General features: G+C 65.4%; 27 protein-coding genes and 1 pseudogene. 16 read left to right on the top strand and 12 right to left on the bottom strand.

From position 1 onward, the window contains the following. Positions 1-115 precede the first annotated feature (115 nt). The 6 genes from NFH97_RS07835 (at position 116) to NFH97_RS07860 (ending at position 5678) form a co-directional block, all read left to right on the top strand. On the top strand, positions 116-1138 hold the full coding sequence (locus tag NFH97_RS07835) for a TRAP transporter substrate-binding protein (RefSeq protein WP_108131873.1): 1023 nt from the start codon (positions 116-118) through the stop codon (positions 1136-1138). 217 nt (positions 1139-1355) lie between these two features. Further along, positions 1356-1934: a TRAP transporter small permease gene (locus NFH97_RS07840; RefSeq protein WP_045993924.1), complete on the top strand. Its 579-nt coding sequence runs from the start codon at positions 1356-1358 to the stop codon at positions 1932-1934. A gap of 34 nt (positions 1935-1968) precedes the next feature. Then, positions 1969-3252, top strand: coding sequence for a TRAP transporter large permease (locus NFH97_RS07845; protein WP_045993923.1), 1284 nt, complete (start codon positions 1969-1971; stop codon positions 3250-3252). A 45-nt stretch (positions 3253-3297) separates the two neighbouring features. After that, complete coding sequence (locus NFH97_RS07850) at positions 3298-3741, top strand: universal stress protein (RefSeq protein WP_045993922.1); 444 nt, start codon at positions 3298-3300, stop codon at positions 3739-3741. Positions 3742-3910: 169 nt separating this feature from the next. Next, positions 3911-4627, top strand: a complete 717-nt coding sequence (bamJ, locus tag NFH97_RS07855; RefSeq protein WP_045993921.1) for a BamJ family beta-barrel-assembly machinery protein — start codon at positions 3911-3913, stop codon at positions 4625-4627. A 4-nt stretch (positions 4628-4631) separates the two neighbouring features. Next, a complete protein-coding gene (locus tag NFH97_RS07860) occupies positions 4632-5678 on the top strand; it encodes an alpha/beta hydrolase family protein (protein ID WP_124805043.1) in 1047 nt (348 codons plus the stop codon). A 109-nt stretch (positions 5679-5787) separates the two neighbouring features. On the opposite strand, the gene NFH97_RS07865 is transcribed toward NFH97_RS07860, so the two are convergent. Together NFH97_RS07865 and NFH97_RS07870 are read right to left on the bottom strand one after the other, a co-directional pair. Then, complete coding sequence (locus tag NFH97_RS07865; RefSeq protein WP_260425393.1) at positions 5788-6414, bottom strand: SCO family protein; 627 nt, start codon at positions 6412-6414, stop codon at positions 5788-5790. Next, positions 6411-6932 (bottom strand): hypothetical protein, encoded by a 522-nt coding sequence (locus tag NFH97_RS07870; RefSeq protein WP_124805042.1) that lies wholly within the window; start codon positions 6930-6932, stop codon positions 6411-6413. The genes NFH97_RS07865 and NFH97_RS07870 overlap by 4 nt, the downstream gene beginning before the upstream one ends. A gap of 157 nt (positions 6933-7089) precedes the next feature. Between NFH97_RS07870 and NFH97_RS07875 the strand changes: the two genes are divergently transcribed. Continuing rightward, positions 7090-8001 (top strand): AEC family transporter, encoded by a 912-nt coding sequence (locus NFH97_RS07875; protein ID WP_108131876.1) that lies wholly within the window; start codon positions 7090-7092, stop codon positions 7999-8001. A gap of 642 nt (positions 8002-8643) precedes the next feature. Here the strand turns inward: NFH97_RS07875 and NFH97_RS07880 are convergent. Next, the gene (locus NFH97_RS07880; RefSeq protein WP_045993916.1) at positions 8644-9573 is read right to left on the bottom strand and encodes a LysR family transcriptional regulator; all 930 of its coding nucleotides are present in this window, start codon (positions 9571-9573) and stop codon (positions 8644-8646) included. 246 nt (positions 9574-9819) lie between these two features. Between NFH97_RS07880 and NFH97_RS07885 the strand changes: the two are divergent. Further along, positions 9820-10689 (top strand): annotated as a pseudogene (locus NFH97_RS07885) (DMT family transporter); the annotation flags it as partial. 58 nt (positions 10690-10747) lie between these two features. Here NFH97_RS07885 and trmB read toward each other — a convergent pair. From trmB to thiS, 3 genes are all read right to left on the bottom strand, one after another. Next, entirely contained in the window at positions 10748-11494 is a 747-nt protein-coding gene (gene trmB, locus NFH97_RS07890) for a tRNA (guanosine(46)-N7)-methyltransferase TrmB (RefSeq protein WP_045993958.1), read from the bottom strand. Between the two features lie 85 nt (positions 11495-11579). After that, positions 11580-12374 (bottom strand): thiazole synthase, encoded by a 795-nt coding sequence (locus NFH97_RS07895; protein WP_045993915.1) that lies wholly within the window; start codon positions 12372-12374, stop codon positions 11580-11582. A gap of 86 nt (positions 12375-12460) precedes the next feature. Beyond that, on the bottom strand, positions 12461-12661 hold the full coding sequence (gene thiS / locus NFH97_RS07900; RefSeq protein ID WP_181248714.1) for a sulfur carrier protein ThiS: 201 nt from the start codon (positions 12659-12661) through the stop codon (positions 12461-12463). 106 nt (positions 12662-12767) lie between these two features. Here thiS and NFH97_RS07905 point away from each other — a divergent pair, with 106 nt between their 5' ends. Continuing rightward, complete coding sequence (locus NFH97_RS07905; RefSeq protein WP_222568042.1) at positions 12768-13160, top strand: DUF423 domain-containing protein; 393 nt, start codon at positions 12768-12770, stop codon at positions 13158-13160. 9 nt (positions 13161-13169) lie between these two features. On the opposite strand, the gene NFH97_RS07910 is transcribed toward NFH97_RS07905, so the two are convergent. Together NFH97_RS07910 and NFH97_RS07915 are read right to left on the bottom strand one after the other, a co-directional pair. After that, the gene (locus tag NFH97_RS07910) at positions 13170-13583 is read right to left on the bottom strand and encodes a PaaI family thioesterase (protein WP_045993913.1); all 414 of its coding nucleotides are present in this window, start codon (positions 13581-13583) and stop codon (positions 13170-13172) included. A gap of 200 nt (positions 13584-13783) precedes the next feature. Beyond that, positions 13784-15970 carry a malate synthase G gene (locus NFH97_RS07915; RefSeq protein WP_348827394.1) on the bottom strand — a complete coding sequence of 729 codons (2187 nt, stop codon included), beginning with the start codon at positions 15968-15970 and terminating at the stop codon, positions 13784-13786. A 473-nt stretch (positions 15971-16443) separates the two neighbouring features. Here NFH97_RS07915 and NFH97_RS07920 point away from each other — a divergent pair, with 473 nt between their 5' ends. Then, on the top strand, positions 16444-17466 hold the full coding sequence (locus NFH97_RS07920; protein WP_052704447.1) for an alpha/beta hydrolase: 1023 nt from the start codon (positions 16444-16446) through the stop codon (positions 17464-17466). Next, entirely contained in the window at positions 17451-17987 is a 537-nt protein-coding gene (locus tag NFH97_RS07925; protein WP_348815130.1) for a hypothetical protein, read from the top strand. The genes NFH97_RS07920 and NFH97_RS07925 overlap by 16 nt, the downstream gene beginning before the upstream one ends. A 108-nt stretch (positions 17988-18095) precedes the next feature. On the opposite strand, the gene NFH97_RS07930 is transcribed toward NFH97_RS07925, so the two are convergent. After that, complete coding sequence (locus NFH97_RS07930) at positions 18096-19601, bottom strand: YifB family Mg chelatase-like AAA ATPase (protein WP_348827393.1); 1506 nt, start codon at positions 19599-19601, stop codon at positions 18096-18098. A gap of 119 nt (positions 19602-19720) precedes the next feature. Then, a complete protein-coding gene (locus tag NFH97_RS07935) occupies positions 19721-20101 on the bottom strand; it encodes an accessory factor UbiK family protein (RefSeq protein WP_045993910.1) in 381 nt (126 codons plus the stop codon). Between the two features lie 385 nt (positions 20102-20486). Between NFH97_RS07935 and NFH97_RS07940 the strand changes: the two genes are divergently transcribed. From NFH97_RS07940 to glnK, 3 genes are all read left to right on the top strand, one after another. After that, the gene (locus tag NFH97_RS07940) at positions 20487-20825 is read left to right on the top strand and encodes a P-II family nitrogen regulator (RefSeq protein WP_045993909.1); all 339 of its coding nucleotides are present in this window, start codon (positions 20487-20489) and stop codon (positions 20823-20825) included. A 49-nt stretch (positions 20826-20874) separates the two neighbouring features. After that, positions 20875-22125 (top strand): ammonium transporter AmtB, encoded by a 1251-nt coding sequence (locus NFH97_RS07945; protein ID WP_348827392.1) that lies wholly within the window; start codon positions 20875-20877, stop codon positions 22123-22125. A 190-nt stretch (positions 22126-22315) separates the two neighbouring features. Continuing rightward, positions 22316-22654 (top strand): P-II family nitrogen regulator, encoded by a 339-nt coding sequence (glnK, locus tag NFH97_RS07950; RefSeq protein WP_045993907.1) that lies wholly within the window; start codon positions 22316-22318, stop codon positions 22652-22654. Positions 22655-22827: 173 nt separating this feature from the next. Here the strand turns inward: glnK and NFH97_RS07955 are convergent, their stop codons facing one another. Continuing rightward, positions 22828-23043: a DUF3820 family protein gene (locus NFH97_RS07955; RefSeq protein ID WP_045993906.1), complete on the bottom strand. Its 216-nt coding sequence runs from the start codon at positions 23041-23043 to the stop codon at positions 22828-22830. Positions 23044-23198: 155 nt separating this feature from the next. On the opposite strand from NFH97_RS07955, the gene NFH97_RS07960 reads away from it, so the two are divergent. Beyond that, positions 23199-23834 (top strand): SDR family oxidoreductase, encoded by a 636-nt coding sequence (locus tag NFH97_RS07960; RefSeq protein ID WP_124804498.1) that lies wholly within the window; start codon positions 23199-23201, stop codon positions 23832-23834. A gap of 102 nt (positions 23835-23936) precedes the next feature. On the opposite strand, the gene NFH97_RS07965 is transcribed toward NFH97_RS07960, so the two are convergent. Next, on the bottom strand, positions 23937-24713 hold the full coding sequence (locus NFH97_RS07965) for a ferredoxin--NADP reductase (RefSeq protein ID WP_045993904.1): 777 nt from the start codon (positions 24711-24713) through the stop codon (positions 23937-23939). Positions 24714-24900: 187 nt separating this feature from the next. Between NFH97_RS07965 and NFH97_RS07970 the strand changes: the two genes are divergently transcribed. Further along, a complete protein-coding gene (locus NFH97_RS07970; protein ID WP_045993903.1) occupies positions 24901-25827 on the top strand; it encodes a LysR family transcriptional regulator in 927 nt (308 codons plus the stop codon). Position 25828: the final 1 nt, after the last annotated feature.

A 25828-nucleotide genomic window follows, 5' to 3' on the forward strand; every position in this document is an offset into this window, starting at 1 on the left:
CGATCTTGTTCGCGCCAATAGCACAAGGTCCGAGATTCCGAAGCGAGACACGAAGCAATACAACAGGCGAGCGCGATCCGCCCATAGCTCCAACACCTGCAGAGGAACCACAAGAATGAAGGCAACACAGCTGCTGACCACCGCCAGCATCGGCGCCCTGATGCTGGGTCTTTCCTCCACCGCCATGGCCGACAACTGGCGCTACGCCCACGAAGAGTACGAGGGCGATGTCCAGGACGTCTTTGCCCAGGCGTTCAAGCAGTACGTCGAGGAGAATTCCGACCATTCCGTCCAGGTCTACCGCTTCGGCGAACTGGGTGAATCCGACGACATCATGGAGCAGACCCAGAACGGCATCCTGCAGTTCGTCAACCAGTCTCCCGGCTTCACCGGCGCGCTGATTCCCGAAGCCCAGATCTTCTTCATTCCCTACCTGCTGCCCACCGACGAAGAAACCGTGCTGAAGTTCTTCGACGAGAGCAAGGCGATCAACGAGATGTTCCCCGAGCTCTACGCCGAGCACGGGCTGAAGCTGATGCAGATGTACCCGGAAGGGGAAATGGTGGTCACCGCCGACGAGCCGATCACCTCGCCGGAGGACTTCGACAACAAGAAGATCCGCACCATGACCAACCCGCTGCTGGCGGAGACCTACGACGCCTTCGGCGCGACCCCCACGCCGCTGCCCTGGGGTGAGGTCTACGGCGGTCTGCAGACCGGCATCATCGACGGTCAGGAAAACCCGATCTTCTGGATCGAGTCCGGCGGTCTGTACGAGGTCTCCCCGAACCTGACCTTCACCGGCCACGGCTGGTTCACCACCGCCATGATGGCCAACCAGGACTTCTATGACGGCCTGTCCGACGAGGACAAGCAACTCGTCCAGGACGCCACCGACTCCGCCTACGACACCACCATCGAGCACATCCAGGGCCTCGCCGAAGAAGCCCTCGGCAAGATCCAGGAAGCGTCTGACGAGGTCACCGTGACTCGCCTGGACGACGAACAGATCCAGGCCTTCAAGGATCGCGCTCCGCAGGTCGAGGAGAAGTTCATCGAGATGACCGGTGAAGGCGGTCAGGAACTGCTCGACCAGTTCAAGGCTGACCTGGAAGCGGTTCAGTCCGGCGAGGAGTAATCCTCGTGTGAGCCATCGCTCCCGAAAGGGGCAGCCCTACCCGGCTGCCCCTTTTGTGTTTCCAGAGCCCTGAATAGCGACCCGACAGTCGCCGCCACGCCAGGCGCGCTGCGTGCATCCAGCGTTGACCAGATGGCTGCGAACCGCGACCCAGAGGGCGTACGCTGCGATACAGGTACGTGCGTTTCTCCCGGAATTCCCGACCAAGGATCCCATCATGACCGAAGAAGAATCCGAACAGCACTACCACTCGGGGTTGCCTGGTTTTCTGGGCACCATCGATACGTGGATCAGCAAGCTGGAAGCCATCATTCTTGCAGTGGGTGTGCTGCTGATGGCGGCCAATACCATCGCCAACGTCGTTGGCCGCTTCGTGCTCGGCGAGAGCATCTTCTTCAGCGGCGAGATCAACCGCATTCTGATCATCATGATCACCTTTGCCGGTATCGGCTATGCGGCGCGCCACGGGCGCCATATTCGCATGTCGGCGATCTACGATGCCCTGCCGGTAGGTGGCCGCAAGGCATTGATGATCTTCATCTCCCTGTTTACCTCTCTGGTGATGTTCTTCCTGCTGTACTACTCGGTGATCTACATCGTCGACCTGTATGACAAGGGACGCATTCTGCCCGCCCTTGGCATCCCGATCTTCTGGATCTACCTGTGGGTACCGCTGGGCTTTCTGATCACCGGTATCCAGTACCTGCTCACCGCCATCAAGAACCTGACCTCCCGCGACGTCTACCTGTCGACCGGCGTGCTGGATGGCTACAAGGATACGGAGACCGAAGTATGAGTGACGCGACGGTGGCAGCAGGAGGACAGCCCCAATGACAACCATAATGGTCACCACCATGATCGCCCTGCTGTTGCTGGGCTTCCCCATGATGATCCCGCTGATCACCGCGGCGGTCATCGGTTTCTTCATGATGTTCAACGGCCTGGACCAGATGGACACGCTGATCCAGCAGATGATGGCGGGCATCCGGCCGGCCTCGCTGATCGCCGTGCCGATGTTCATCCTCGCCGCCGACATCATGACCCGCGGCCAGTCGGCAGAGCGCCTGATCAACATGGTCATGGCCTTCATCGGCCACGTGAAGGGCGGCCTGGCGGTATCCACCGCGGCCTCCTGCACCCTGTTCGGCGCCGTGTCCGGCTCGACCCAGGCCACCGTGGTGGCGGTGGGCTCGCCGCTGCGCCCGCGCATGCTCAAGGCCGGCTACTCCGACTCCTTCACCCTGGCGTTGATCATCAACTCGAGTGACATCGCCTTTCTGATCCCGCCCAGCATCGGCATGATCATCTATGGCGTGATCTCGGGCACCTCCATCGGCGAGCTGTTCATCGCCGGCATCGGGCCAGGCCTGCTGATCCTGCTGATGTTCTCCATCTACTGCGTGCTCTACGCGGTGATCCGCGACGTCCCCACCGAGCCCAAGGCGTCCTGGAGCGAGCGTCTCTCCGCGGTGCGTCAGGCGCTGTGGCCGCTGGGCTTCCCGGTGATCATCGTCGGCGGCATCTACGGCGGTATCTTCAGCCCCACCGAGGCCGCCGCGGCCTGCGTGCTGTACGCGGTGCTGCTGGAGTTCGTGGTGTTCCGATCGCTGAAGATGAACGACATCTACGCCATCGCCAAGTCCACCGGCCTGATCACCGCGGTGGTGTTCATCCTGGTCGCCGTGGGCAACGGCTTCTCGTGGATCATCTCCTTCGCCCAGATCCCGCAGGCCATGCTCGAGGCGGCCGGGATCAACGAAGCGGGTCCCACGGGTGTGCTGATCGCCATCTGCATCGCCTTCTTCGTCGCCTGCATGTTCGTCGACCCGATCGTGGTCATCCTGGTGCTGACGCCGATCTTCGCGCCGGCCATCGAGGCCACCGGACTCGACCCGGTGCTGGTGGGTATCCTGATCACCCTGCAAGTGGCCATCGGCTCGGCGACGCCACCCTTCGGCTGCGACATTTTCACCGCCATCGCGATCTTCAAGCGGCCCTATCTGGACGTGATCAAGGGCACACCTCCGTTCGTGTTCCTGCTGATCCTGGCCGCGGCCCTGCTGATCATGTTCCCGCAGATTGCGTTGTTCCTGCGCGACGTCGCCTTCCGCTAGGCGGCGTCTGTCGGATGCGCGGAGACCAAGCTTGAGGAGAGACCGATGTTCAATCGAATCCTGGTGGCGGTGGATGGCTCCAAGGGCGCCCTCAAGGCGCTGGAGAAGGCCGTGGGGCTGCAGTACCTGACCGGCGCCGAGCTCTACATCCTGTGCGTGTTCAAGCACCACAGTCTGCTCGAGGCCTCCCTGTCGATGGTTCGCCCGGACAAGCTGGACCTGCCCGACGATGCCCTCAAGGAGTACGCCTCGGAGATCGCCGTGCATGCCAAGAACCACGCGGTGGAACTGGGAGTACCGCTGGAAAAGGTGCGCGCCTTCGTCAAGGGAGGCCGCCCCTCGCGCACTATCGTGCGCTTCGCCCGCAAGCGCGAGTGCGACCTGATCGTGATCGGCGCCCAGGGCACCAACGGCGACGCCAGCCTGATCCTGGGCAGTGTCGCCCAGCGGGTGTCGGGGTCGGCGCAGTGTCCGACCCTGGTGGTCTAGCGCCACATTCATCACGGCTAGCACAGACGCAGCCGCAACCACAGGCCCGGGTCATGCCCGGGCCTGCCTCGTAGGGGGTAACGCGCGGCGGGTGCGGAACCCTTTTGCCCCTGTTACAGTCACAACAACGACATTCACACTACGGCCAACGCGCCAGCCAAGGATTTCCATGAAGACACTGCTGACTTCCGCCTCCCTGATCGCCCTGCTGGGCGCCGCTCCCATGGCCTTTTCCGCCCCCGAGAGCGACCAGGAAAAGCTTAGCTACAGCCTGGGTGTGACCCTGGGCCAGAGCATCAAGCAAGACGTGGAAGACCTCGACACGGATGCCTTCAGCGAGGCGATCAAGGACGTGTTCGCCGACGACGGCCTCGACATGACCGACGAGGAGATCGCCGCCGCCCTGACCAAGTTCCAGGAAGAGGCCATGGCCAAGCGTGCTGAAGAACAGCAGCAACGTGCCGAAGAGATGGCCCAGCAGGCGGACGCCAACAAGCAGGAAGGCGAGGCCTACATGGCCGAAAACGCCGACAAGGACGGCGTCACCACTACCGACTCCGGACTGCAGTACAAGGAACTCGAGGAAGGTGACGGCGCCTCCCCCGAGGCCGGCGACACCGTGCAGGTCAACTACGAAGGCAAGCTGATCGACGGCACCGTGTTCGACAGCTCCTACGAGCGCGGCGAGCCGGTATCCTTCCAGGTGGGCCAGGTCATCGAGGGCTGGCAGGAAGCCCTGAAGATGATGAACGTGGGCGACACCTGGGAAGTCGTGATTCCGCCGGAGCTGGGCTACGGCGCGCGTGGCCAGGGCCCCATCGGCCCCAACGAGACCCTGATCTTCAAGGTCGAGCTGCTTGACGTGAACCCCAGCGACGAAGGCTGAGTCGATGACTCACCTTAGTCGTGCCAACGCCAGCCTCCTCGCGGGGCTGGCGTTTTTCGTGCTGGCACCTCAGGCCACGGCCGACTCCCCCGACGCCCTGCCCGCGCTGGGTCTCTCGAAGGACCGTCTGGCCACCATCGGCGTCTCGTCCGGCGGCTACATGGCCGCGCAGCTGGCGGTGGCCTGGCCCGAGCGCTTCGATGCACTCGGGCTGGTCGCCGCCGGCCCCTGGGGCTGTGCCCGGGGCGAGCTGGGAGTGGCGCTGGGTCAGTGCATGTTCACTCGCCTTGGCGACCCCGACCTGGCGGCGATCGACAGCCGCCTTGCGGACTACCGCGAGCTCGATCGCGCGGGTAGCGCTGAATCGCTCGACGACCTCAAGGTGTATCTCTGGCACGGTGAGGACGATGGCACCATCGATCCCGACGTCGGACACGCCGCCGCTCGACAATGGCGTGACTGGCTCGCCGACGATGAGCAACTGAAGGCGGTGTTTCAGGACGGCGCGGGGCACGGCTGGCCGGCGCTGGACGCCGCTGGCGAGGCGGACCTGGCCGACTGCGAAGAGGGCGGTGCGCCCTTCCTGCTCGACTGCGGCCTGGACCTGGCCGGCGAGGCGCTGGGCTGGTGGTGGGACGATCTGGCGCCTGCCGGCGAGGCCGACGACCAGCGCCTGCTGGCCTTCGACCAGAGCGAGTTCGACGCCAAGGGACTCGCCGACACCGGCTTTGTCTATCTGCCGAAGCAGTGCGAGAGCGGCGACTGCGCACTGGTGGTGGCGCTGCATGGCTGCCAGATGGGCGTGGACGACGATGAAGGCGCAGCGACGCCATTCACCCGGGCAAGCGGCCTGAACCGTTACGCCGAGAGCAACGACCTGGTGGTGCTCTACCCCCAGGCGGAGGCCAGCCTGGCCAATCCCAAGGGATGCTGGGACTGGTGGGGGTTCAGCGAGAGTACCTGGCAGCGCGACCCTTTGCATGACAGCCGGGACGGTCGTCAGGTCAGCGCCCTGATGCAAATGGTCGACAGACTGCAGGAAGCGCCCTGAGGCGTGGCAAGGGATTTGCCAAGCGCGTGGGCAGGTTGAGCGCCCTCGACAGGCTACAGCAGGCGCCCTGAGGCGCCTGCTTGGCTAGAGGCCTAGGCTTGGCAGGAAGTTAGTTCAACGCCCGATCCAGCGCCGCCGAGAGCGGCCCCGGGGTCGGCGCATGCAATACCCGTTCGATGATTTCGCCGCTGGCGTCCACCAGATAGAGCGAGGCCGAGTGATCCACCAGATACTCCACGGCGGATTCCGGCGTCTCGACCTTGCGCCAGACGACGCCGTAGCGCTCGCCGATATCGGCAAGCTCGGCCTGGCTACCGGTGGCGCCGATGAAGTCGTCGCCGAAGGCCTCAAGGTACTCCGACAACCGCTCCAGGGTGTCACGCTCGGGGTCCACCGAAATCATCAACGGCACCACCCGCCGACGCTGCTCTTCGGGCAGTGCCTGGCGCGCCTGGCGCACCACCGCCAGGCTCATGGGGCAGACGTCGGGACACCAGGTGTAGCCGAAGAAGATCACCGCCAGCTGGTCATCATCGAGATCACTCAGCGCAAAGTCGCCCACGGTCGACGCCAGGCGTATCTCACCAGCGACCAGCCCGTCCTGCTCGGCGGGCTGCCAGGGCTTGAAGGTCCACAACAGGGCCGCCGCCAGCATCACCACCGCCGCCAGGACCAGCCCCAGGGTCCGTCGATCGAAGCCGTGTCGTCGTTGCTGCTGTCGTTGCCGTCGAGTCATGGCAGGCTTCGCTCCACGTCCAGATCGAAGGTACTTCCGAGACGCCCACGCGGCGCATCGAAGCTGACCCGGGCACGCCAGGTCATGCGCTCACGGGTGCAGATGCCGAGCTGTCCCACCCCCTGAAAGCGGCCCGGTTCGCCGCCTTGCACGGCGTCGAGGTGGAAGCGATGCTCGCCCATGTCCATGCCGACCCCTTCGAACACCACCCGTACGTTCTGCGCTTCCACGCCGTCGACGCGCACTTCGAGGGGCAACGACTCCAGCGGGCGAATGTCACCCTCCACCGGGATCGCCAGGGTCAGCCGCTCATCCTCCTCGAGGCCGACGCCGCAGGGCCCCTGGTGCAGATCGCAGCCGGGCGCGGCCGGATACCAGGTCGTCTCCTGGTGATCGCCAAGCTCGTAGCGCAGCAGGTACCATAGGGCGATCAGCAAGGTGACCACGGTCACCGTGATCAGCAGGCGAAGCCGAGGACGACGGGCGCCGCGCGAGGCTGGGGACTGGCGCGAATGCATGTCGGAGGGCTGCCTCCAAAGGGAATGGGCGTAGGGTAAGCTTATCAGCAAAACTCCGACGCCCCCTGCGCGACAATGTCGCAGCCGTCAACGCGCGCTTACTCACGCTCGACGGCGCACTATTCTGCCACCGGCCTCGCCCGGACAAGGAACGTACATGGCCTCCATCACTGCGGCCCTGGGCCCGCTTTTTCTGCTTATCCTGCTTGGCGCCGTGCTGGGTGTCGGACGCATCCCAGGCGGGGACTTCTGGGCGCGCATGGAGCGCCTGATCTACTTTCTGCTGTTTCCCGCCATGCTGGTGGCGACCCTGGCCAGGGCGGACATCAGCCAGGTACCGGTGGCCAGGCTCGCCCTGGTGCTGCTGGGCACCATGCTGGTGCTCTCCGCCCTGCTGTGGTGGCTCAAGCCCCGCCTGAATCTCGACGCCGCCGCCTTTACCTCTGTCTTCCAGGGCGCGGTGCGCTTCAACACCTATGTCGGCGTCGCCGGCGCCGCTGCGCTGCACGGTCCCCAGGGCGCCACGGTGGCAGCGGTGGCCCTGGCGCTGATGATTCCCACGGTCAATGTGCTGTGCGTGCTGACCTTTATCGCCGCGGGCACCCTCGGCCGCTCAGGTCTATGGCGCTCACTGCTCGCCCTGGCCCAGAACCCGCTGATCCTCGCCTGCCTGATCGGCATCGGGCTCAATCTCTCGGGTATCGGCCTGCCGGGCTGGTCGGCGGGAACCCTGGAGCTGCTGGGACGAGCGGCGCTGCCGCTGGGGCTGGTGGCCGTAGGGGTGGCACTGCGACCCCAGGCCCTGCTGAGGCGCGATCTTGGCCTGTGGGTCTCGAGCCTGGTCAAGCTGGTGCTGATGCCGGCGCTGGTGCTGGTGCTGGCGTGGTTGCTGGGCCTCGACCCTGTCAGCCAGGATGTGGCGCTGCTGTACGCCGCCCTGCCCACCGCCACCTCCGCCTATATTCTGGCACGCCAGCTGGGGGGGGACGCTGAGCTGATGGCCGGACTGATCACCGCCCAGACCCTGGCGGCGATGATCAGCCTGCCGCTGTGGATGCAGCTGACCTGAGGGGCCAGGCGAGGCTTTATTAAAAAAGATTCTCGTTTGTGTTGACGAAACAAATGAGAATGATTTACGCTGAGGTTGTCGGCGTTGATGAGTCGCCGGCGCCAGATACCAGACATTGCCAGTCGCTATCTGGTTTCTCCTCCTCATTGCTAGTCACGGTCCTTTCGCCGCTTCCCTCTGGAAGCGGCTTTTTCATGGCCGCTTGGTTCGGTCCCGCGGCCAGCGCTCCTTCGCCTCGTTGCTCACGACGTCCTGCCACCGCTTGATTCCGCCATCCCGAGCCTCTGCCCGGTTTCGCCTGCTGTCTTGGCGCCGCCCCTCGCATGCGTCCCCCTTGGCAGAAAGTTAGCGAGGGTGAGCGGAAACATCGCCTTAATAAAAAATATTCTCGTTACGCTTGAAGAAGAAAATGAGAATGATTTACGCTGAGGTTGTCGGCGTTGATGAGTCGCCGGCGCCAGATACCAGACATTGCCAGTCGCTATCTGGTTTCTCCTCCTCATTGCTAGTCACGGTCCTTTCACCGCTCCCCCGGGAGCGGTTTTCTTTTTTCTGGCCATCGAGGCTTCTGGTCAACCTCGCCCCAAGGCATTGGCTCCTGTTCGTCGCACCGCTCCCTGCGTCTCACCGCTCTCGTTCATCTCACCCCAGTGCCAGCGGCCTGGCCTCGCGGCTATTCGCAGCCCAGGGGCCTGCACCGCTCAGACGCTGGCGCAAGAGCCCCGCCAGGGCTTCCACCGCCGGCCAAGAGGCTGCGGCGATGCGCCGGCTGAAGTACAGGCAGGCGTCACTGGTACCCAGGTGGGGCAGGCCCTCGGCCTCATCCAGCACGCGCATGCGCGGCGTCAGCCGTTGTCGATCGAGGATGCTCACGGCCAGGCCGACTTCCACGGCCTTTTCCACCGCATGGATGCTGGTACTGGTGAAGACCGCGTACCAGTCGCGCCCCTGACTCTCCAGGGCCTCGACCCCGAGAGAGCGGAATGGGCAGTCCAGCGGATGGAGCGCCAGCGGTAACGGCGCCTCGTCGGCGACGCGAAACTCACGGGACGCCGCCCACACCGGCGAGGTCTGCCACAGCGTTTCGCCATTGGTCAGCTGATGCGGACGGTCCAGCGCCACCGCCAGCGACAGCTCACCGCGCTCCAGGCGCCGGGCCAGCTCTCCGCTGGGCGCCGTGACCGCCTCGAGCAGCACATTGGGGTGGCTGGCCAGAAAGTCAGGCAGCACCTGCTCGACCAGATGCGGGGCGTAGCCCTCCGGCATGCCGAAGCGCACCCGCCCGCTGAGTCCCTGTCCGGTCAGTCGCGCCACCAGGCCGTCGTGCTGGCGCAGCAGCTCACGCGCCTCCTGCAGCAAGGCCTCGCCGGCCGGCGACGGCGACACTCCGCGCGGCCCACGGATCAGCAGGCGCGCATCGAGACGCTGCTCGAGGCGCTTGATCTGCATGCTCAAGGCACTGACGGTTCGGTGTCGCAACTCCGCCGCCGCCGCCAGACTGCCCTGCTGGGCCACCGTCACAAAGCTGCGCAGCGCCTCCAGATCCAGCGCCGCTCCCGTGTTCTCGGTCATCGTTGCTCCCCCTATGGCGCCAGACCACCCTACCCGAAGACTTCAACATTATTGAAGTCAGCGTGAAAAACGTTTCGCTACTCGAAAGGCTAGCACCACGGCAGACTGCTCATCCAGCGCTTCATCTATCCAGCGCTGCCGTCATCCACCCGTGCTCAAGGAGGCCCCATGCAGACGCTGCTACCCCGCCTGATCCCCCTGCTCCACCAGCTTCCCCGGCAGCTGGGCAAGCACTCGGGTGCCCTGATGGTCGCCACGGGCTTCGTGGTCTGCTGGAGCAGCGGTTTCGTCGGCAGTCGCATGGCGGTGGACCTGGACGTGCCGGTGATGGGGCTCTATGCCTGGCGCTTTGCCCTGGCAACCCTGCTGGCCTGGATGCTGGTGGTCTGTCGTCTGGGCCATCCGGGGCATCGCCCGAGCTGGCGCCAGGCAGGCCACGAGTTGCTCACCGGTGGTTTGACCGTGGGCGTCTACCTGCTGACGATGCTGGTGGCGGTGGCCGAAGGTGTGAGCGCCTCGGTGGCGGCGCTGATCGGCGCGCTGCAGCCGCTGGCGGCGGCGCTACTGGCACGGCACCTGCTCAAGGAGCGCAGCGACAGCGCACAATGGTGGGGCATGGGGGTAGCGACGCTCGGCGCCATGGCGATGATCGCTGGCGACATGCGCAGCGTCGGCGGCGCCCCCTGGTGGGCCTACCTGCTGCCGCTGGTCGCGGTCGCCGCGGTATCGATCGGCAGCATCCTGACGCCGCCGGCGACCGCCAGGCCCGGCGAGGAGAATGGCGGTGTGGTGTCGCTGTCACTGATCACCCGCCTGGCGCTGCAGCTGAGCGCGGCAACGCTGGTGTTCATGCTGGCGGCGGTGATGCTCGAACCAGGCCTGCCGGCGCTACCTCCGGCGACGCTGGACGCCTGGCTGACCATTGGCTGGCTGGTGGTGCTGGCCACCTTCGGTGGCTACGGCTTCTTCGTGGCGTGTCTGGGGCGCTTCGGGGTGACCCCGACCTCGGCGCTGATCGCGCTGACCCCGGCGGTGACGCTGTTGATGACGCTTTCGCTGTTCGGCGAGCGCCCGGATGGGCTGGGCCTGGCGGGACTGGTGCTGTCGCTGGGTGGCGCCCTGTGGGCGCTGGCGGCCGGGCGACGCGGCCAGGGCCGCGCCGCCGATGCCGGCGTCAGTCGACGCGGCGGAAGATCAGGTCCCAGACACCGTGACCGAGCCGTTCGCCCCGCGCCTCGAACTTGGTCAGCGGACGAAAGTCGGGACGCGGCACATAGGGCGCCGTCTCCGGGGTCGCGGTATTGAGGTAGCCCGGGGCTGCCTCCATCACCTCGGCCATCCATTCGGCGTAGGCTTCCCAGTCGGTGGCCATGTGCAGGGTTCCACCGCTGGCCAGGCGAGTCCGCACCAGCTCGACGAACGCCGGCTGGACGATGCGCCGCTTGTGATGCTTCTTCTTCGGCCAGGGGTCGGGGAAGAACAGCTGCAGGGTGGTCAGGCTGCCCTCGGGCAGGCACTGCTCCAGCACCGCCAGGGCATCCTCGCGGTAGACCCGCAGGTTGGTCAGCCCACGCTTGTCGGCTTCGTCGAGCAACTTGCCGACGCCCGGGGCGTGTACCTCGATCCCGATGAAGTCGGTGTCCGGGTGGGTCTCGGCCTGCTCGATCAGCGAGGCTCCCATGCCGAAGCCGATCTCGACCACCCTGGGCGCCTGGCGGCCGAACAGCGCATCGAGGTCCTGGCGCCCCTGGGCGAGGGTCAGTCCCAGCCGCGGCCAGACTTCCTCGAGCCCACGGGTCTGCGCCTGGGTCATGCGCCCGGCCCGCAGCACATAGCTCTTGATACCACGGCGATGCAGCGGTGCGTCCGGTCCTTCCGGGCCGGTGGTCTTGCCCTCGTCGGGGCGATCTTGGTCGGTCATGATGATGTCTGGGGGCGTGGTGAAAGTGTCAGGGCGAGGAAGCTGAGCAGGAGCGGCAGGCTGGGCCTTGCCGCTCCTGCGGGCTTCAGGCGTTGATGCGGCCGGCGAACGGCGATGACGCCTCGGCGCCGCGACGCGGCATGCGACCGGCGAGAAACGCCTGGCGTCCCGCCTGCACGGCATGCTTCATGGCCTCGGCCATCAGCACCGGCTGGCGCGCGTGGGCGATGGCGGAGTTCATCAGCACGCCGTCACAACCGAGCTCCATGGCCAGGGCTGCCTCGGAGGCGGTGCCGATCCCGGCATCGATCAGCACCGGGACCTTGGCCTGCTCGATGATCAGGCGCACATTGTGCGGATTCTGGATGCCGTGGCCGGAGCCGATCAGCGAGCCCAGCGGCATCACCGCGCAGCAGCCGATGGCCTCGAGTTCCCTGGCGACGATGGGGTCATCACTGGTGTAGACCATCACGTCGAAGCCATCGGCGACCAGCGTCTCGGCGGCCTTGAGGGTCTCCACCACATTGGGATAGAGGGTGTTGTCGTCCCCCAGCACCTCGAGCTTGACCAGCTTGTGGCCGTCGAGCAGTTCCCGCGCCAGCCGACAGGTGCGCACGGCATCCTTGGCGTTGTAGCAACCGGCGGTATTGGGCAGCAGGGTATAGCGCTCCGGCGGCACCACGTCGAGCAGGTTGGGCTCACCGGCCTCCTGACCCAGGTTGGTGCGACGCACCGCGAAGGTCACGACATCGGCGCCACTGGCGGCGATCGCCTCGCCGGTCTCGTCGAAGTCCTTGTACTTGCCGGTGCCCACCAAGAGACGCGAGGAAAAGGCGTGGTCGGCGACCCGCAGCGGGCTGTCCTGAAAGATGTCGGTCATGCTCAAGTCCTTCTCACGAAACGGAACCAGGCCGCCATCGAGCGGCACCTCTAAAGTCGTCGGTATCTACTGGCGGGTGGTTCGCCTCAGCCGCCGCCGATGGCATGGACGATCTCGATGCGATCGCCATCCGCCAGGCGGGTCTCGCCGTGCTGGCTGCGCGGCAGGATGTCCTCGTTGAGCTCGACGGCGATGCGGCGCCCGCCCAGACCCAGGGCGTCGATCAACTCCGCCACGGTCTGCTCACGGTCGAGGGCGTGGGGCTCACCATTTAGCTGAATCTGCATGGCCACCTCATTATCAAGATGTCGCGGGGGCAACATTGTAGCGGCTCGGGCCGCCGCGGGGTACGGTTGAGGGCAGATTCCTCTCTCTCGTCGTCAAGGAGCCTCGATGCCGGATCGTCACTGGTGGATCACCCTCGCCCTGTCCGGCGCCATGGTGGTGGCGCTCGGCGCCTTCGCCGCCCATGGCCTCGACGGACGCCTGCCTGAGCGTCTGACCGCCGCCTTTACCACCGGGGTACGCTACCAGGCCTGGCACACCCTGGCAGGCCTGGCGCTGCTGGCCTGGCGGGCCCAGCAGCCGCTGGCCGCCCAGCTGACGGCACTGAGGCTGTGGTCGGCAGGTATCCTGCTGTTCTCGGGTTCGCTGTACGCCATGGCCCTGGCCGGGCTCTACGGCGTCGGGCTCGGCCCACTGGGGCTGATCACACCGCTCGGCGGCGTGCTGTTGCTGCTTGGCTGGCTGGCGCTAGCCTGGGGACTATGGCGAGCCCGCGTGTGAGATAGCCTCTCAGTCGTTATCGGGCAGTACGTAGGTCGCCGTCACGTGCGCCACCGGCGCTTCGTCTCCGTCGGAGAACAGCTCCACCTCACCCACCGCCAGGCGGCGTCCCAGCTTGATCAAGCGGGCGTTGGCGATCAGATCGCGATCACCCCGGGCGCGCCGTAGAAAGTGGCAGTTGAGGTTGCTGGTGACCGCCATGGGCTCCGGCCCGATCTGGGCCAGGATGGCCACGTACAGGCAGACGTCCGCCAGTCCCATCATGGTCGGGCCGGAGACGCTGGCGCCGGGCCGCAAGTGTTCATCCTCGATGGCCAGGCTCATGGTGGCCCGCATCTCCGAGACGGCTTCGATGGTGCCCATGCGCTGGGGAAAGACGTCGTCCAGAAAATCCTCGATGGCGGCGGCGGTCATCACGGTCATGGTTCTCTCCCTGAAGGCAATCCGGCTCGTGATAGCTTCACCATAACTCAAGCCCGGATACGACGCCTCAACGCCCTCGCTGCTGTGGGCTTTCCCCTCGACACAACGACACACCCCCGGGGAGTCCCGGGGGTGTGTCCAGGGAAACGCCGCCTGGATCGCGGCGTTTGCTTGGCGTACTCGGTGGCGTCCCGAGTGTGTTACTTCGCCTTGTGGACCTGACGCCAGTGGTGCAGCAGCGGCTCAGTGTAGCCGGCCGGCTGCTCACGCCCCTTGAAGATCAGGTCGCTGGCCGCCTGGAAGGCGGTGGACTTGTCGAAGTCAGGGCTCATCGGGGTGTAGGCCGGGTCGCCTTCGTTCTGACCGTCCACCACCTTGGCCATGCGCTTGAGCGTCTCTTCCACACGCGCCGCGTCGACTACGCCGTGGTACAGCCAGTTGGCAATGTGCTGGCTGGAGATCCGCAGGGTAGCGCGGTCTTCCATCAGGCCCACGTCGTGGATGTCAGGCACCTTGGAGGCGCCGACGCCCTGCTCGACCCAGCGCACCACGTAGCCGAGGATGCCCTGACAGTTGTTGTCGAGCTCCTGCTGGATCTCGTCGTCGCTCCAGTCGGCGGAGGCGACCACCGGCACGGTCAGCAGCGCCTTGAGCAGATCATCGCGCTGCTCGCTTTCGTCCAGCTCCTCGAGTTCGCGCTGGACCTGGGCCACGTCGATCTGGTGGTAGTGCAGGGCATGCAGCGCTGCAGCGGTGGGAGACGGCACCCAGGCGGTGTTGGCGCCCGACTTGGGGTGGCCGATCTTCTGCTCGATCATCGCCGCCATCAGGTCCGGCATGGCCCACATGCCCTTGCCGATCTGGGCGCGTCCGCGCAGGCCACAGGCCAGTCCGACCAGCACGTTGCTGCGCTCGTAGGCCTGAATCCAGTCGGCACCCTTCATGTCGCCCTTGCGCAGCATGGGGCCCGCCTCCATGGCGGTGTGCATCTCGTCACCGGTGCGATCGAGGAAGCCGGTGTTGATGAACACCACCCGGCTGGTGGCCTCGTTGATGCAGGCCTTGAGGTTGACCGAGGTGCGGCGCTCCTCGTCCATGATGCCCATCTTGAGGGTATTGCGGGCCATGCCCAGCAGGTCTTCGACACGCCCGAACAGGGTGTTGGCGAAGGCCACTTCCTTGGGACCGTGCATCTTCGGCTTGACGATATAGACGGAGCCGGTGCGAGAGTTACGCGGCTGATCGTCACCCTTGTTGAGGTCATGCAGGGCGATCAGCGACGTCATGATGGCGTCGAGAATGCCCTCGGGCATTTCGTTGCCGTCGGCGTCGAGCACCGCCGGGTTGGTCATCAGGTGACCCACGTTGCGCACGAACAGCAACGAGCGTCCCGGCAGGGTCAACTCGGAACCATCCGGCGTGACGTAGTCACGATCCGGATTCAGGCGACGGGTGAAGGAACTGCCGCCCTTGGCCACCTCGGCGGTGAGGTCACCCTTCATCAGGCCCAGCCAGCTGGCGTAGACGCCCACCTTGTCCTCGGCATCCACCGCCGCCACGGAGTCTTCGCAGTCCATGATGGAGGTCAGCGCGGCTTCCACCACCACGTCCTTGACGTGGGCCGGGTCGGTCTTGCCGATGGGGTGGCTGTCATCGACCTGGATTTCCAGATGCAGGCCATGGTGGGACAGCAGCACGGCACTCGGCGCGGAGGCGTCGCCCTGGTAGCCCACCAGCTTGCCCGGATCCTTCAGGCCGGTCTCGCGGCCGCCGTCCAGAGACACCACCAGGTGGCCATCGCGCAGGAAGTACTTGACCGCGTCACGGTGGGAGCCGGTCGCCAGCGGTGCCGCCTGGTCCAGCACATTGCGGGCGTAGGCCACGACCTTCTCGCCGCGCTTGGGGTTGAAGCTCGAGCCCTTCTCGCAGCCATCCTCTTCGCTGATCACGTCGGTACCGTACAGAGCGTCGTAGAGGCTACCCCAACGCGCGTTGGCGGCGTTCAGCGAGTAGCGTGCGTTGTTCACCGGCACCACCAGCTGGGGGCCCGCCTGGGAAGCGATCTCGCGATCCACGTTTTCGGTGGTCACCTCGACCTTGGCCGGCGGATCGACCAGATAGCCGATTTCCTTGAGGAAGGCCTGGTAAGCGGCCATGTCGTTGACCGGCCCCGGGTGCTCACTGTGCCAGGCCGAGAGTTTCTGCTGCAGCGCGTCGCGCTCGGCCAGCAGGGCCTGGTTGGTCGGCGTCAGGTCGTGGAAGATGGCATCGACGCCCTTCCAGAAGGCATCGGCATCGATCCCCGTGCCAGGCAGCGCCTGTTCGGTGATGAACTGGTCCAGCTCGGCGGCCACCTGCAGGCGATGGCGAGAAATGCGTTGCGTCATTGGGTCTAGCTCCTCGTTGGGCCTTGGGTGCCCCCCTGGCACCTTCCAGCCGGACAGGGGAAAAGGTGACTGCTCCAGAATGATTTTGTGGAAAATCATTCCATTTGTAAACCGAAAACCCCGCTCTACCGCTCAAGGCTAGACCAAATGATGAGCTGTCGAGGGCCTTGTCGATTGGGAAACAGTGGTGCCGAACTCGCTGGGTCGCTAGCATGGAACAGGCAAGGAAGCCCAGACAGGAAGGTGTTGACGTGTGCTGGCGACTCCCTCATCTGACGCCGAAGGCCATACCTCCATGGCACAGGTGAGCAACGACGGCCTCCGGACGGTGTCAGAAGAAGCAGGTGGCCAACGATCGGTCAGGGTGCAACCAGGCGCAGGGTGATGACGCTACCCTCCACGCCATCTGGCCGTCCCAGCACAACCGAGTGCCGAGCAACGCACGCCACCGCCCCTTCCCAGCGGAGGACGCTATGACCGACTACACGCCCCTTGAGACCATCGAACGGCTGACCCCGGTGGCAAGACAAGGCGAAGGCTTGGTGGCGACAGCCGCCCCGGCCATGGCAACGACCCTTGAACGCTATCTGGCGCACTATCGGCTCGATGTCCTGCTCACCGAAGGGGTAACGCTGCACGCGGGTAATATCGAGACGCCACGCTTCCGCCTGTGGACTCAGGTATGGCGCCCGCCCCGCCCTCGGGGCACCGCGGTGGTGGTTCACGGCTACTACGACCACCTGGGCCTGTACCGCCACCTGCTCGAGCTGCTGCTGGAACTCGAGCTCACGGTGGTGCTGTGGGATCTGCCGGGACACGGGCTGTCCAGTGGGGATCGTGCCGACATCGACGACTTTGCCGACTACGGCGACTGCCTGCGTACGCTGCAGCAGCACCTGAGCGAAGCCGGCCTGGCCCAGGGACCTTGGGTCGGCGTCGGTCAGAGCACCGGCGGCGCCATCCTGGCCACCGATGCCCTGAGCCGGGGCGATGACGGCCACTGGTCGGCGCTGGTGTTGCTGGCGCCCCTGGTCAGACCCTGGGGCTGGACCCGAGCAGCCTGGGTCCATCGCCTGGTCAGCCCCTTTGTCTCCAGCGTGCCGCGCAAGTTTCGGGCGAACACCAATGATGACGACTTCGCCACCTTTCTGCGCGAACAGGACCCGCTCCAGCCCGTGCGCCTGCCCACCGGCTGGGTCAGCGCCATGCGCCGCTGGATGCCCCGCCTGATGCAGCTGCCCCCGTGCCAGCTACCGACCCTGATCCTGCAAGGCGAGAAGGACCTGACGGTGGACGGGCCCTGGAATCTGGCGGTACTCGGCAAGAAGTTTCCCGGCGCGCACATCTGCTGTCACCCGCAAGCCCGCCACCATCTGGTCAACGAGGCCGAGGCCATCCGCCTGGACCTTTTCGCCGAAGTGCGCCAATTTCTGGAACAACAGCTCAGTGAAGGGCCTCTACCGAAAAGGATGTCATCTCAATGCCCAGACGCTTGACCCGACAGACGGTACACCGCGCCGGCAGCCACTCCTCCTTGCTGCCCTGGCTGGCGCTGGTGCTGCTGGTCTGGCTGGCCGGCTGTGCCAGCGCCCCCGAGCGCCCCGAGACGCTGCGCCAGGCGCTGCTGGGCCTTGGCCAACAGGCGGCCGAGCGGGTCGCCGAGGCGCCGGCCCTGGCAGGGGAAACCCTGGCCGATCAGGTGCTGCTGCTGTCCCCGCCCAAGGTCGACGAAAGGCTGGAGCTTGGCGTCGGCCGCGTCCAGGAGAGCCTGACCCGTGGCCTGCTGGCGATCGACGACGGCCCCCAGGTGCTGGACTGGCAGCCCGGTGATACCCCCGCCGCCGATACCAATCAATGGCTGGTCGACAGCCGACTGATCGCCGATGGCCCACGCCTGACGCTGTCTGACCGGGAGCTTCTGCCCTACCGCTTCGAACTCCGCCTGCGCCGCCCCGGCGACGGTGCCGCGCTGTGGTCCACGGTCATCAGCGGCGCCTTCGACGCCGACGCGCTCTAGGGCTTGCTGAAAAGTGCCTGCGCTCGTCAACTTCTCGGGCGAAGCCTGGACCCGGGCAGGCGCTATGCCTGGCGATAACGGGTGCATGGAGCGACCGTGCGGCGCCCGTCAGCCCTTGCGCAACAGCCGATCCAGCTGTCGATAGCCGATGGCCTCGATCAGGTCGTCACGGCACGGACGCTCGCGCCCGGCCAGGTCGGCCAGGGTCAGCGCCACCCGCAGTACCCGGTGGTAGGCCCGGGCGGACAGCCGCAGGCGCTCAAGCGACTGCGCCAGCCAGGTGCGCTCGGCCACCTCCAGGGCGCAGGCTCGCTCCAGCGCGGCCCCGGCGAGCTGGGCGTTGAGCACTCCCCTCTGCTGCTGACGCTGACGCGCCGCCATCACGCGTCGGCGCACCATCTCGGTGCTTTCCCCCGGCTGATGCGACGTCAACTGTTCCACCGGCAGCGCCGGCACCTCCACCTGCAGGTCGATGCGATCGAGCAGGGGGCCGGACAGGCGCGCCTGATAGCGCTGGATCTGGGACGCGGTGCATACACAGTCCTGACGCGGATCCCCCAGATGGCCGCAGGGGCAAGGATTCATTGCGGCAACGAGTTGAAAACGAGCAGGAAATCGTCGCTCGTGGCTGGCCCTAGCGATATGGATCTCGCCGCTTTCCAGCGGCTCGCGCAACACCTCCAGCACCTGGCGACTGAACTCCGGCAGCTCGTCGAGAAACAGCACGCCGCGATGGGCCAGCGAGATCTCGCCGGGCCGCGGACGCGAGCCGCCACCGACCAGCGAGACCGCGCTGGCGGTGTGGTGAGGCGAGCGAAACGGACGACGGCCAAAGCCATCGGACAGGGGAAGCGCGCACACCGAGCGAATCGCCGCTACCTCCAGCGCCTCGTCATCGCCAAGCGGCGGCAAGAGCCCGGGCAGTCGGCTGGCCAGCAACGTCTTGCCGGTGCCGGGCGGCCCGGCAAACAGCAGGTTGTGCCCACCCGCCGCCGCCACCTCCAGCGCTCGCCGGGCCTGATACTGGCCACGCACATCGCACAGATCCAGCGCCGCAGGCCCGTCTTGCGGCGGTGCGACGGGTAGGTGAGCAACGAGGGGAATGCGCCCGACCAGGTGGGCGACGACGTCGAGCAGGTGCGCCGCCGGCAGCACCTCCAGTCCATTGACCAGGGCCGCCTCATCGGCGTTGGCCTCGGGCAGGATCAGGCGCCGCCCAGCCTGACGGGTGGCCATGGCGAAGGGCAGCATGCCGGCTACCGGCCGCAACCGGCCATCGAGGGCCAGTTCGCCGGCACACTCGACACCCTCCAGTGCGGCGGCGGGCAACTGGCCGGAAGCCACCAGCAGACCCAACGCGATGGGCAAATCGAAGCGTCCACCCTCCTTGGGCAGATCGGCGGGAGCAAGATTCAGGGTAATGCGGCGTAGCGGGTAGTCGAGGCCGCAGGTGGCGAGGGCGCTGCGCACCCGTTCGCGGCTTTCGCGCACTGCGGTCTCGGGCAGGCCGACCAGGGTCATGCCCGGCAGGCCGTTGGCCAGGTGTACCTCGACCTGCACCTCGGGGGCGTCCAGCCCCAGTCCCGCACGGGTGGCAATGATGGCAAGCGTCATGGGCTCCCTGCCTGACGGAAGGCTCATGACCAGTAGAGCACGCCCACCTCACCGGCGCCCCATGCCAGCCCCCCGCCAGGGCGGGCCGGCATATCTTGTGACGCTCTGCGTCCGAAGCCTCAGGCGGAGGGCTTGTCGGCTGAACCGCTCGACGCCTCGTCCTGCTTGCCCTGTTCCGGCACCGGCGGCACCGGTACCTCGGCGGCTTCCTCGGCCACGGCAGGCGCCGCGGTCGCTTCGCCAGCGGGCGCTGCACGTTCCTCGACCAGGCTCTCCAGCGCCGCTACCTGCTTTTCCAGCGCCTCGACCCGGGAGCGGGTGCGCTGCAATACGTCCATGAGGATGTCGAAATCCTCGCGTGACACCAGTTCGAGACGATCGAAGGCGCCACGCACCACCTGCTGGACCCCCTTCTGGATGTCTTCCGGGGCCTGGGAGGCGCCCTGCAAGCGCTCGCCGATCTGCTGTGCCAAACGGCTGATGCGATCCTGACTGACCATGATGGCTCTCCTTGAAACGTCGATGGGAACTCCGTTGCCGACAGGATACGCAAGCCGGGCGCCCAACGCATGCTTCGTGGCCCTTGCCCATTGGCGCCCGGCGCATTGGCGACTCCCTGATACCTACACGCGCCCCGGCACGCGACCCGACACAGCATGCTCGCCAATGACGCACCACCAATGCGCGCCAGCACCAAAACAGTGCATTAACTTTGATGCAGTGCCGCAAACTCGCGGGTGTTTTTCGTCTCTTGCTTTCCAAAACAACCACAAGCCATTGTAAACAAAGCTTTTGCCAAATTTATGGCACGTATATCGCTATGCATAGATATCCATGCACCGAGCGGAAACAAGCCGCCACCTTATGCACGTAGGGAGCCATGCCATGAAACTGATCACCGCCATCATCAAGCCCTTCAAGCTGGACGACGTCCGCGAGGCGCTGGCCGACAACGGCGTCCAGGGCATCACCGTGACCGAGGTCAAGGGCTTCGGCCGCCAGAAGGGCCACACCGAGCTATACCGCGGCGCCGAGTATGTCGTCGACTTTCTGCCCAAGGTGAAAGTCGAGGTTGCGATCGACGAGGCCCGACTGGACAGCGTGCTGGAAGCCATCTGCAACGCGGCCAACAGCGGCAAGATCGGTGACGGCAAGGTGTTCGTCACGCCGCTGGAAGACGTCATCCGCATTCGCACCGGCGAGCGCGGCTCCGACGCGGTCTGATCCCCGTCCCCTGACCCGACTTCCGATAAAAATATAGCGAGACACTTCCATGGTCGATATCAGTGAACTCAGCTACGCGCTGGACACCTTCTACTTCCTTATCTGCGGCGCCCTGGTCATGTGGATGGCCGCCGGTTTTGCCATGCTCGAGGCCGGCCTGGTCCGGGCCAAGAACACCGCCGAGATTCTGACCAAGAACATCGTGCTGTTCGCGGTCGCCTGCACCATGTATCTGCTGGTGGGCTACGCCCTGATGTACTCCTCCGACGCCGGCGGCTTCATCCCCAACCTCGGCTTCTTGATCGGCGCCGAAAACAGCGTCGATGCGGTGCTGGCAGGTGGTGAAGACGCACCCTACTACTCGGCCCGCGCCGACTTCTTCTTCCAGGTCGTGTTCGTGGCCACCGCCATGTCGATCGTCTCCGGCGCTGTCGCCGAGCGCATGAAGCTGTGGGCCTTCCTGGCCTTCGCCGTGGTCATGACCGCCGTGATCTATCCGGTCTCCGGCTACTGGACCTGGGGCGGCGGCTGGTTGTCCGAAGCAGGCTTCTCCGACTACGCAGGTTCCGGCATTGTCCACATGGCGGGTGCCGCTGCAGCCCTGGCCGGTGTGCTGGTGCTCGGTCCGCGCAAGGGCAAGTACGGCAAGAACGGCGCCATCTACGCCATTCCCGGTGCCAACATGCCGCTGGCGACCCTGGGTACCTTCGTCCTGTGGCTGGGATGGTTCGGCTTCAACGGCGGCTCCGAGCTCAAGCTCTCCGACGTGTCTTCCGCCAACAACATGGCCCAGGTGCTGGTGAACACCAACGCTGCCGCCGCCGGGGGTGTCATCGCCGCGCTGATCCTGGCCAAGATCTGGTTCCGCAAGGCTGACCTGACCATGGCCCTGAACGGCGCCATCGCTGGCCTGGTCTCCATCACCGCCGACCCGCTGTCCTCCACGGCCCTCGGCGCCACCCTGATCGGTGCAGTCGGCGGTGTCCTGGTGGTGGTCGCCATCGTGGTCCTCGACAAGCTGCGCCTGGACGATCCGGTCGGTGCCATCTCCGCCCACGGTGTGGCCGGTATCTGGGGTGTCCTGGCGGTCCCGCTGAACAACGCCGACGCCACCTTCGGCGCCCAGATGCTCGGCATCATCGGCATCTTCGCCTGGGTCTTCATCGCTAGCCTGGTCGTGTGGCTGATCATCAAGGCAATCATGGGTGTGCGTGTCAGCGAAGAAGAAGAATACGAAGGCGTCGACCTGGCCGAATGCGGTCTCGAAGCCTACCCCGAGTTTAACGTCGCCAAGAAGTAAGCCTGAGCTTACCCGCGACACCAGTGAGCTGGCGTGCTCCTCCTGGCCCCTTCGGGGGCCTTTTTTATTGCTGTTCGCCAGGGGTATGCTTTGTCACACTAGTCAGGACAGGCGCAACGGCGCGCCGCCAACGGGTTGGCGCCAGGCACGACCGACGCCGCCCCCACACGGACAGGATGAGGAACCCGCCATGAAACTGGTGACCGCGATTATCAAGCCATTCAAGCTCGACGACGTCCGCGAGTCGCTCTCCGAGATCGGTGTTCAGGGCATCACCGTCACTGAAGTGAAGGGCTTTGGCCGTCAGAAGGGCCACACCGAGCTGTACCGGGGAGCCGAGTACGTGGTCGACTTTCTGCCCAAGGTGAAGCTTGAGGTGGCGGTCGACGACGGTATGACCGAGCAGGTCATCGAAGCCATCGTCCAGGTCGCCAACACCGGCAAGATCGGTGATGGCAAGATCTTCGTCACTCCCCTTGAACAAGTTATTCGTATCCGTACCGGCGAAACCGACAAGGACGCTGTCTGACCGACGATGGCAGCTGTCTTCAGCCACCCCCCTTGAGCAGGTCATTCGTATCCGTACCGGCGAGACCGACAAGGATGCTGTCTGACCTCGACCGACAAGGACGCGGTTTGAGCTCGACCGACAAGGGTGCGGTCTGACGACGGCGACCGGTTCTCCCCGCCAGGTGGCGCCGCTCAGCCGCGGCGTCGCAACGGCTCCAGCAGGTCGCTCAGGCCGTTGTGGTCGATCTCGTGCATCAGCGCCAGCAGGCGTCCGATCTCTCCGGGGGGAAACCCGACCCGGGCAAACCACGCCAGGTAAGGCCCGGGCAGATCGGCGATCAAGGTACCTTGATGCTTGCCGAAAGGCATCGGCAAGGTAACCAGGCGTTCCAGGTCCTGAGGATTCATCGCTGCTCCTGAGCGGGTGGGTGAGGGAAAGACGCACAGGGTACTGGCCTGCGGGCGGCGTCGCCATCGATTCGCCTCCCCATTGAAAGTCTCCCCGTTGAAAGTCTTCCCCATCGACGCCATGGTTATTTCCAGGTATCGACAAGGAGGCCGACATGACCACACTCGTGATAGGTGCCAACGGCCAGATCGGCCGCCAGGTCTGCGCCATCGCCCACCGCCAGGGACATCCGATTCGCGCCATGATCCGTAGCGCCGAGCAACGCGACTGGTTCGAGCAACAAGGTATCGAGACGGTCGTCGCCGACCTGGAGGGCGACTTCGCCTCCGCCTTCGAAGGTTGCGATCAGGTGCTGTTCACCGCCGGCTCCGGCCCGAACACCGGGCCCGACAAGACGCTGTTGATCGACCTCTACGCCGCTACGCGGGTGGCGGACGAGGCCAGCCGCCAGGGGCTGGATCGCATGCTGATGGTCAGCGCCATGCGCGCCGAGCAGCCGCTGCAGGCGCCGGAGAAGCTCAGGCCCTACATGGCCGCCAAGTTCGCTGCCGATGCCTACCTGCGCAGCAGCAAGGTGGACCATGTCATCGTCAAGCCAGGCCGGCTCACCGACGACGACGCCACCGGCCGTGTGGCCACGTCGCTGGACGAGACCGGGGGCAACAACCAGATATCCCGAGCCAACGTGGCCCAGGCCCTGGTCTATCTATTGGGGCAACGAAAGATCCGTAATCACGAGACGGTGCTCCTGGACGGCGAGCGCGAGATCGCCGAGGCTCTCGGCGACTGACCACCGCCACACCGGCAGGCGATTCAATCCGCCAGCACCAACGACGACGCCGATGGCAAGTGGCCATCGGCGTCGTCGTTTGCGGCGTCCTGTCGTGGGGTCTTACTTCTCCACGAAGGCACGCTCGATGACGTAGTCGCCGGGCTCGCCCATGCGCGGAGAAATATTGAAGCCGAGCTCGTCGAGCAGTGCGCTGGTGTCGTCGAGCATGGCCGGGCTGCCGCAGATCATGGCCCGGTCCTGCTTGGGATCGATGGGCGGAAGCCCCTTGTCGTCGGTCAGCTTGCCGGTGCGGATGTGATCGGTCAGGCGGCCCATGGTGTGGAAGTCTTCACGGGTCACGGTGGGGTAGTAGACCAGCTTCTCGCTGATCTCCTCGCCCAGGTACTCGTGCGCCGGCAACTCCTTGGTGATGAAGTCGGCGTAGGCCAGCTCGTTGACGTGGCGCACGCCGTGCACCAGCACTACCTTTTCGAAGCGCTCGTAAACCTCGGGGTCCTGGATCAGGCTGAGGAAGGGCGCCAGACCGGTGCCGGTGGACAGCATGTAGAGATTGCGCCCAGGCAGCAGGTCGTCACATACCAGGGTACCGGTAGGCTTGCGGCTGACCATGATCTGATCGCCTACTTGCAGGTGCTGCAGGCGAGAGGTCAGGGGACCATCGGGTACCTTGATGCTGAAGAACTCGAGGTGGTCCTCGTAGTTGGGGCTGGCCACGGAGTAGGCACGCATCAGCGGCTTGCCGTTGACCTCGAGACCGATCATCACGAACTGGCCGTTCTTGAAACGCAGGCTACGCTCACGGGTCGTGCGGAAGGTGAACAGGGAGTCGTTCCAGTGATGAACGCTCAGCACTTCTTCCAGGGCAAACTTGCTCATGCCAACTCCTTAAAATGCGTGAGCTTATTCCTGAAGTGAATAAAGCCCGATATCAAGTCTTGCGGATAATTCTAAGACCGGCCATATTATCTGTTAAATGGATTGTATGGATAACGCTTATCCAATTCATTGATATAGATGTCCATCGCCGACGTCTTTACCCCTATCGCGCCGGAGAGCCCGTGCCATGCGCTACACCCTTCGACAGCTGGAAGTCTTTGTTGCGGTCGCCCAGCACGAGAGCGTGTCCAAGGCGGCGCGCGCCCTGGCCCTGTCGCAGTCGGCGGCCAGTACCGCGCTGTCCGAACTCGAGCGCCAGTTCGACTGCCAGCTGCTCGATCGCATCGGCAAGCGCCTCAAGCTCAATGCACTGGGCTTCCAGCTGCTGCCCAAGGCGGTCGCCCTGCTCGATCGGGCCGAAGAAGTGGAAGAACTGCTCAGAGGCCAGCAAGGCATCGGCAATCTGGATGTCGGCGCCACCCTGACCATCGGCAACTATCTGGCGACGCTGTTGATCAGCGACTTCATGCAGCGCCACCCCGGCAGCCGGGTAAGGCTGCAGGTCCGCAACACTCGCTCGATCATCGATGCGGTTCGCCATCACCAGCTCGACCTGGGGCTGATCGAGGGGCAGTGCGAGGAGGACGAGGTCATCACCCAGCCCTGGGTCGAAGACGACCTGGTGGTGTTCTGTTCGCCCCGTCACCCGCTGGCCAACCGCGGGCCGGTGGAGCTCGACCGCCTGCTGCGTGAAGACTGGATCATGCGAGAGGAGGGCTCAGGCACGCGCCTGACCCTCGAACAGGCAGCCCGCCATCGGCGTGGTCGCTTCAATATCCTGCTCGAACTGGAGCATACCGAGGGCATCAAGCGTGCGGTGGAGTCGGGGCTGGGAATCGGCTGTGTCTCACGCCTGGCGCTGCGCGACGCCTTTCGGCGTGGCAGCCTGACCCCACTGCCCACGCCGGAACTGGACCTGAGTCGACAGTTCACCTTTATCTGGCACCGTCACAAGTACCTCACCGCAGGCATGCGCGAATTTCTACGCCAGTGCCGGCAGATGACGGAGGGGATCCAGCGCAGCGACGAGATCGATCTGCCGCAGGTGCCCTGAA

It is taken from the genome of Halomonas sp. SCS19 (genome assembly GCF_040147015.1).
Taxonomy (GTDB): domain Bacteria; phylum Pseudomonadota; class Gammaproteobacteria; order Pseudomonadales; family Halomonadaceae; genus Halomonas; species Halomonas litopenaei.

Coding starts and splice junctions, on each gene's coding strand:
- NFH97_RS07880 (WP_045993916.1), bottom strand. CDS start 9,573: ATGACCGAGAACACGGGAGCGGCGCTGGATCTGGAGGCGCTGCGCAGC.
- NFH97_RS07905 (WP_222568042.1), top strand. CDS start 12,768: ATGCCGGATCGTCACTGGTGGATCACCCTCGCCCTGTCCGGCGCCATG.
- NFH97_RS07895 (WP_045993915.1), bottom strand. CDS start 12,374: ATGACCGACATCTTTCAGGACAGCCCGCTGCGGGTCGCCGACCACGCC.
- NFH97_RS07850 (WP_045993922.1), top strand. CDS start 3,298: ATGTTCAATCGAATCCTGGTGGCGGTGGATGGCTCCAAGGGCGCCCTC.
- NFH97_RS07865 (WP_260425393.1), bottom strand. CDS start 6,414: ATGACTCGACGGCAACGACAGCAGCAACGACGACACGGCTTCGATCGA.
- NFH97_RS07835 (WP_108131873.1), top strand. CDS start 116: ATGAAGGCAACACAGCTGCTGACCACCGCCAGCATCGGCGCCCTGATG.
- trmB (WP_045993958.1), bottom strand. CDS start 11,494: ATGACCGACCAAGATCGCCCCGACGAGGGCAAGACCACCGGCCCGGAA.
- NFH97_RS07940 (WP_045993909.1), top strand. CDS start 20,487: ATGAAACTGATCACCGCCATCATCAAGCCCTTCAAGCTGGACGACGTC.
- NFH97_RS07935 (WP_045993910.1), bottom strand. CDS start 20,101: ATGGTCAGTCAGGATCGCATCAGCCGTTTGGCACAGCAGATCGGCGAG.
- NFH97_RS07915 (WP_348827394.1), bottom strand. CDS start 15,970: ATGACGCAACGCATTTCTCGCCATCGCCTGCAGGTGGCCGCCGAGCTG.
- thiS (WP_181248714.1), bottom strand. CDS start 12,661: ATGCAGATTCAGCTAAATGGTGAGCCCCACGCCCTCGACCGTGAGCAG.
- NFH97_RS07925 (WP_348815130.1), top strand. CDS start 17,451: ATGCCCAGACGCTTGACCCGACAGACGGTACACCGCGCCGGCAGCCAC.
- NFH97_RS07860 (WP_124805043.1), top strand. CDS start 4,632: ATGACTCACCTTAGTCGTGCCAACGCCAGCCTCCTCGCGGGGCTGGCG.
- NFH97_RS07960 (WP_124804498.1), top strand. CDS start 23,199: ATGACCACACTCGTGATAGGTGCCAACGGCCAGATCGGCCGCCAGGTC.
- NFH97_RS07845 (WP_045993923.1), top strand. CDS start 1,969: ATGACAACCATAATGGTCACCACCATGATCGCCCTGCTGTTGCTGGGC.
- NFH97_RS07945 (WP_348827392.1), top strand. CDS start 20,875: ATGGTCGATATCAGTGAACTCAGCTACGCGCTGGACACCTTCTACTTC.
- NFH97_RS07870 (WP_124805042.1), bottom strand. CDS start 6,932: ATGCATTCGCGCCAGTCCCCAGCCTCGCGCGGCGCCCGTCGTCCTCGG.
- NFH97_RS07920 (WP_052704447.1), top strand. CDS start 16,444: ATGACCGACTACACGCCCCTTGAGACCATCGAACGGCTGACCCCGGTG.
- NFH97_RS07910 (WP_045993913.1), bottom strand. CDS start 13,583: ATGACCGTGATGACCGCCGCCGCCATCGAGGATTTTCTGGACGACGTC.
- glnK (WP_045993907.1), top strand. CDS start 22,316: ATGAAACTGGTGACCGCGATTATCAAGCCATTCAAGCTCGACGACGTC.
- NFH97_RS07955 (WP_045993906.1), bottom strand. CDS start 23,043: ATGAATCCTCAGGACCTGGAACGCCTGGTTACCTTGCCGATGCCTTTC.
- NFH97_RS07930 (WP_348827393.1), bottom strand. CDS start 19,601: ATGACGCTTGCCATCATTGCCACCCGTGCGGGACTGGGGCTGGACGCC.
- NFH97_RS07970 (WP_045993903.1), top strand. CDS start 24,901: ATGCGCTACACCCTTCGACAGCTGGAAGTCTTTGTTGCGGTCGCCCAG.
- bamJ (WP_045993921.1), top strand. CDS start 3,911: ATGAAGACACTGCTGACTTCCGCCTCCCTGATCGCCCTGCTGGGCGCC.
- NFH97_RS07965 (WP_045993904.1), bottom strand. CDS start 24,713: ATGAGCAAGTTTGCCCTGGAAGAAGTGCTGAGCGTTCATCACTGGAAC.
- NFH97_RS07840 (WP_045993924.1), top strand. CDS start 1,356: ATGACCGAAGAAGAATCCGAACAGCACTACCACTCGGGGTTGCCTGGT.
- NFH97_RS07875 (WP_108131876.1), top strand. CDS start 7,090: ATGGCCTCCATCACTGCGGCCCTGGGCCCGCTTTTTCTGCTTATCCTG.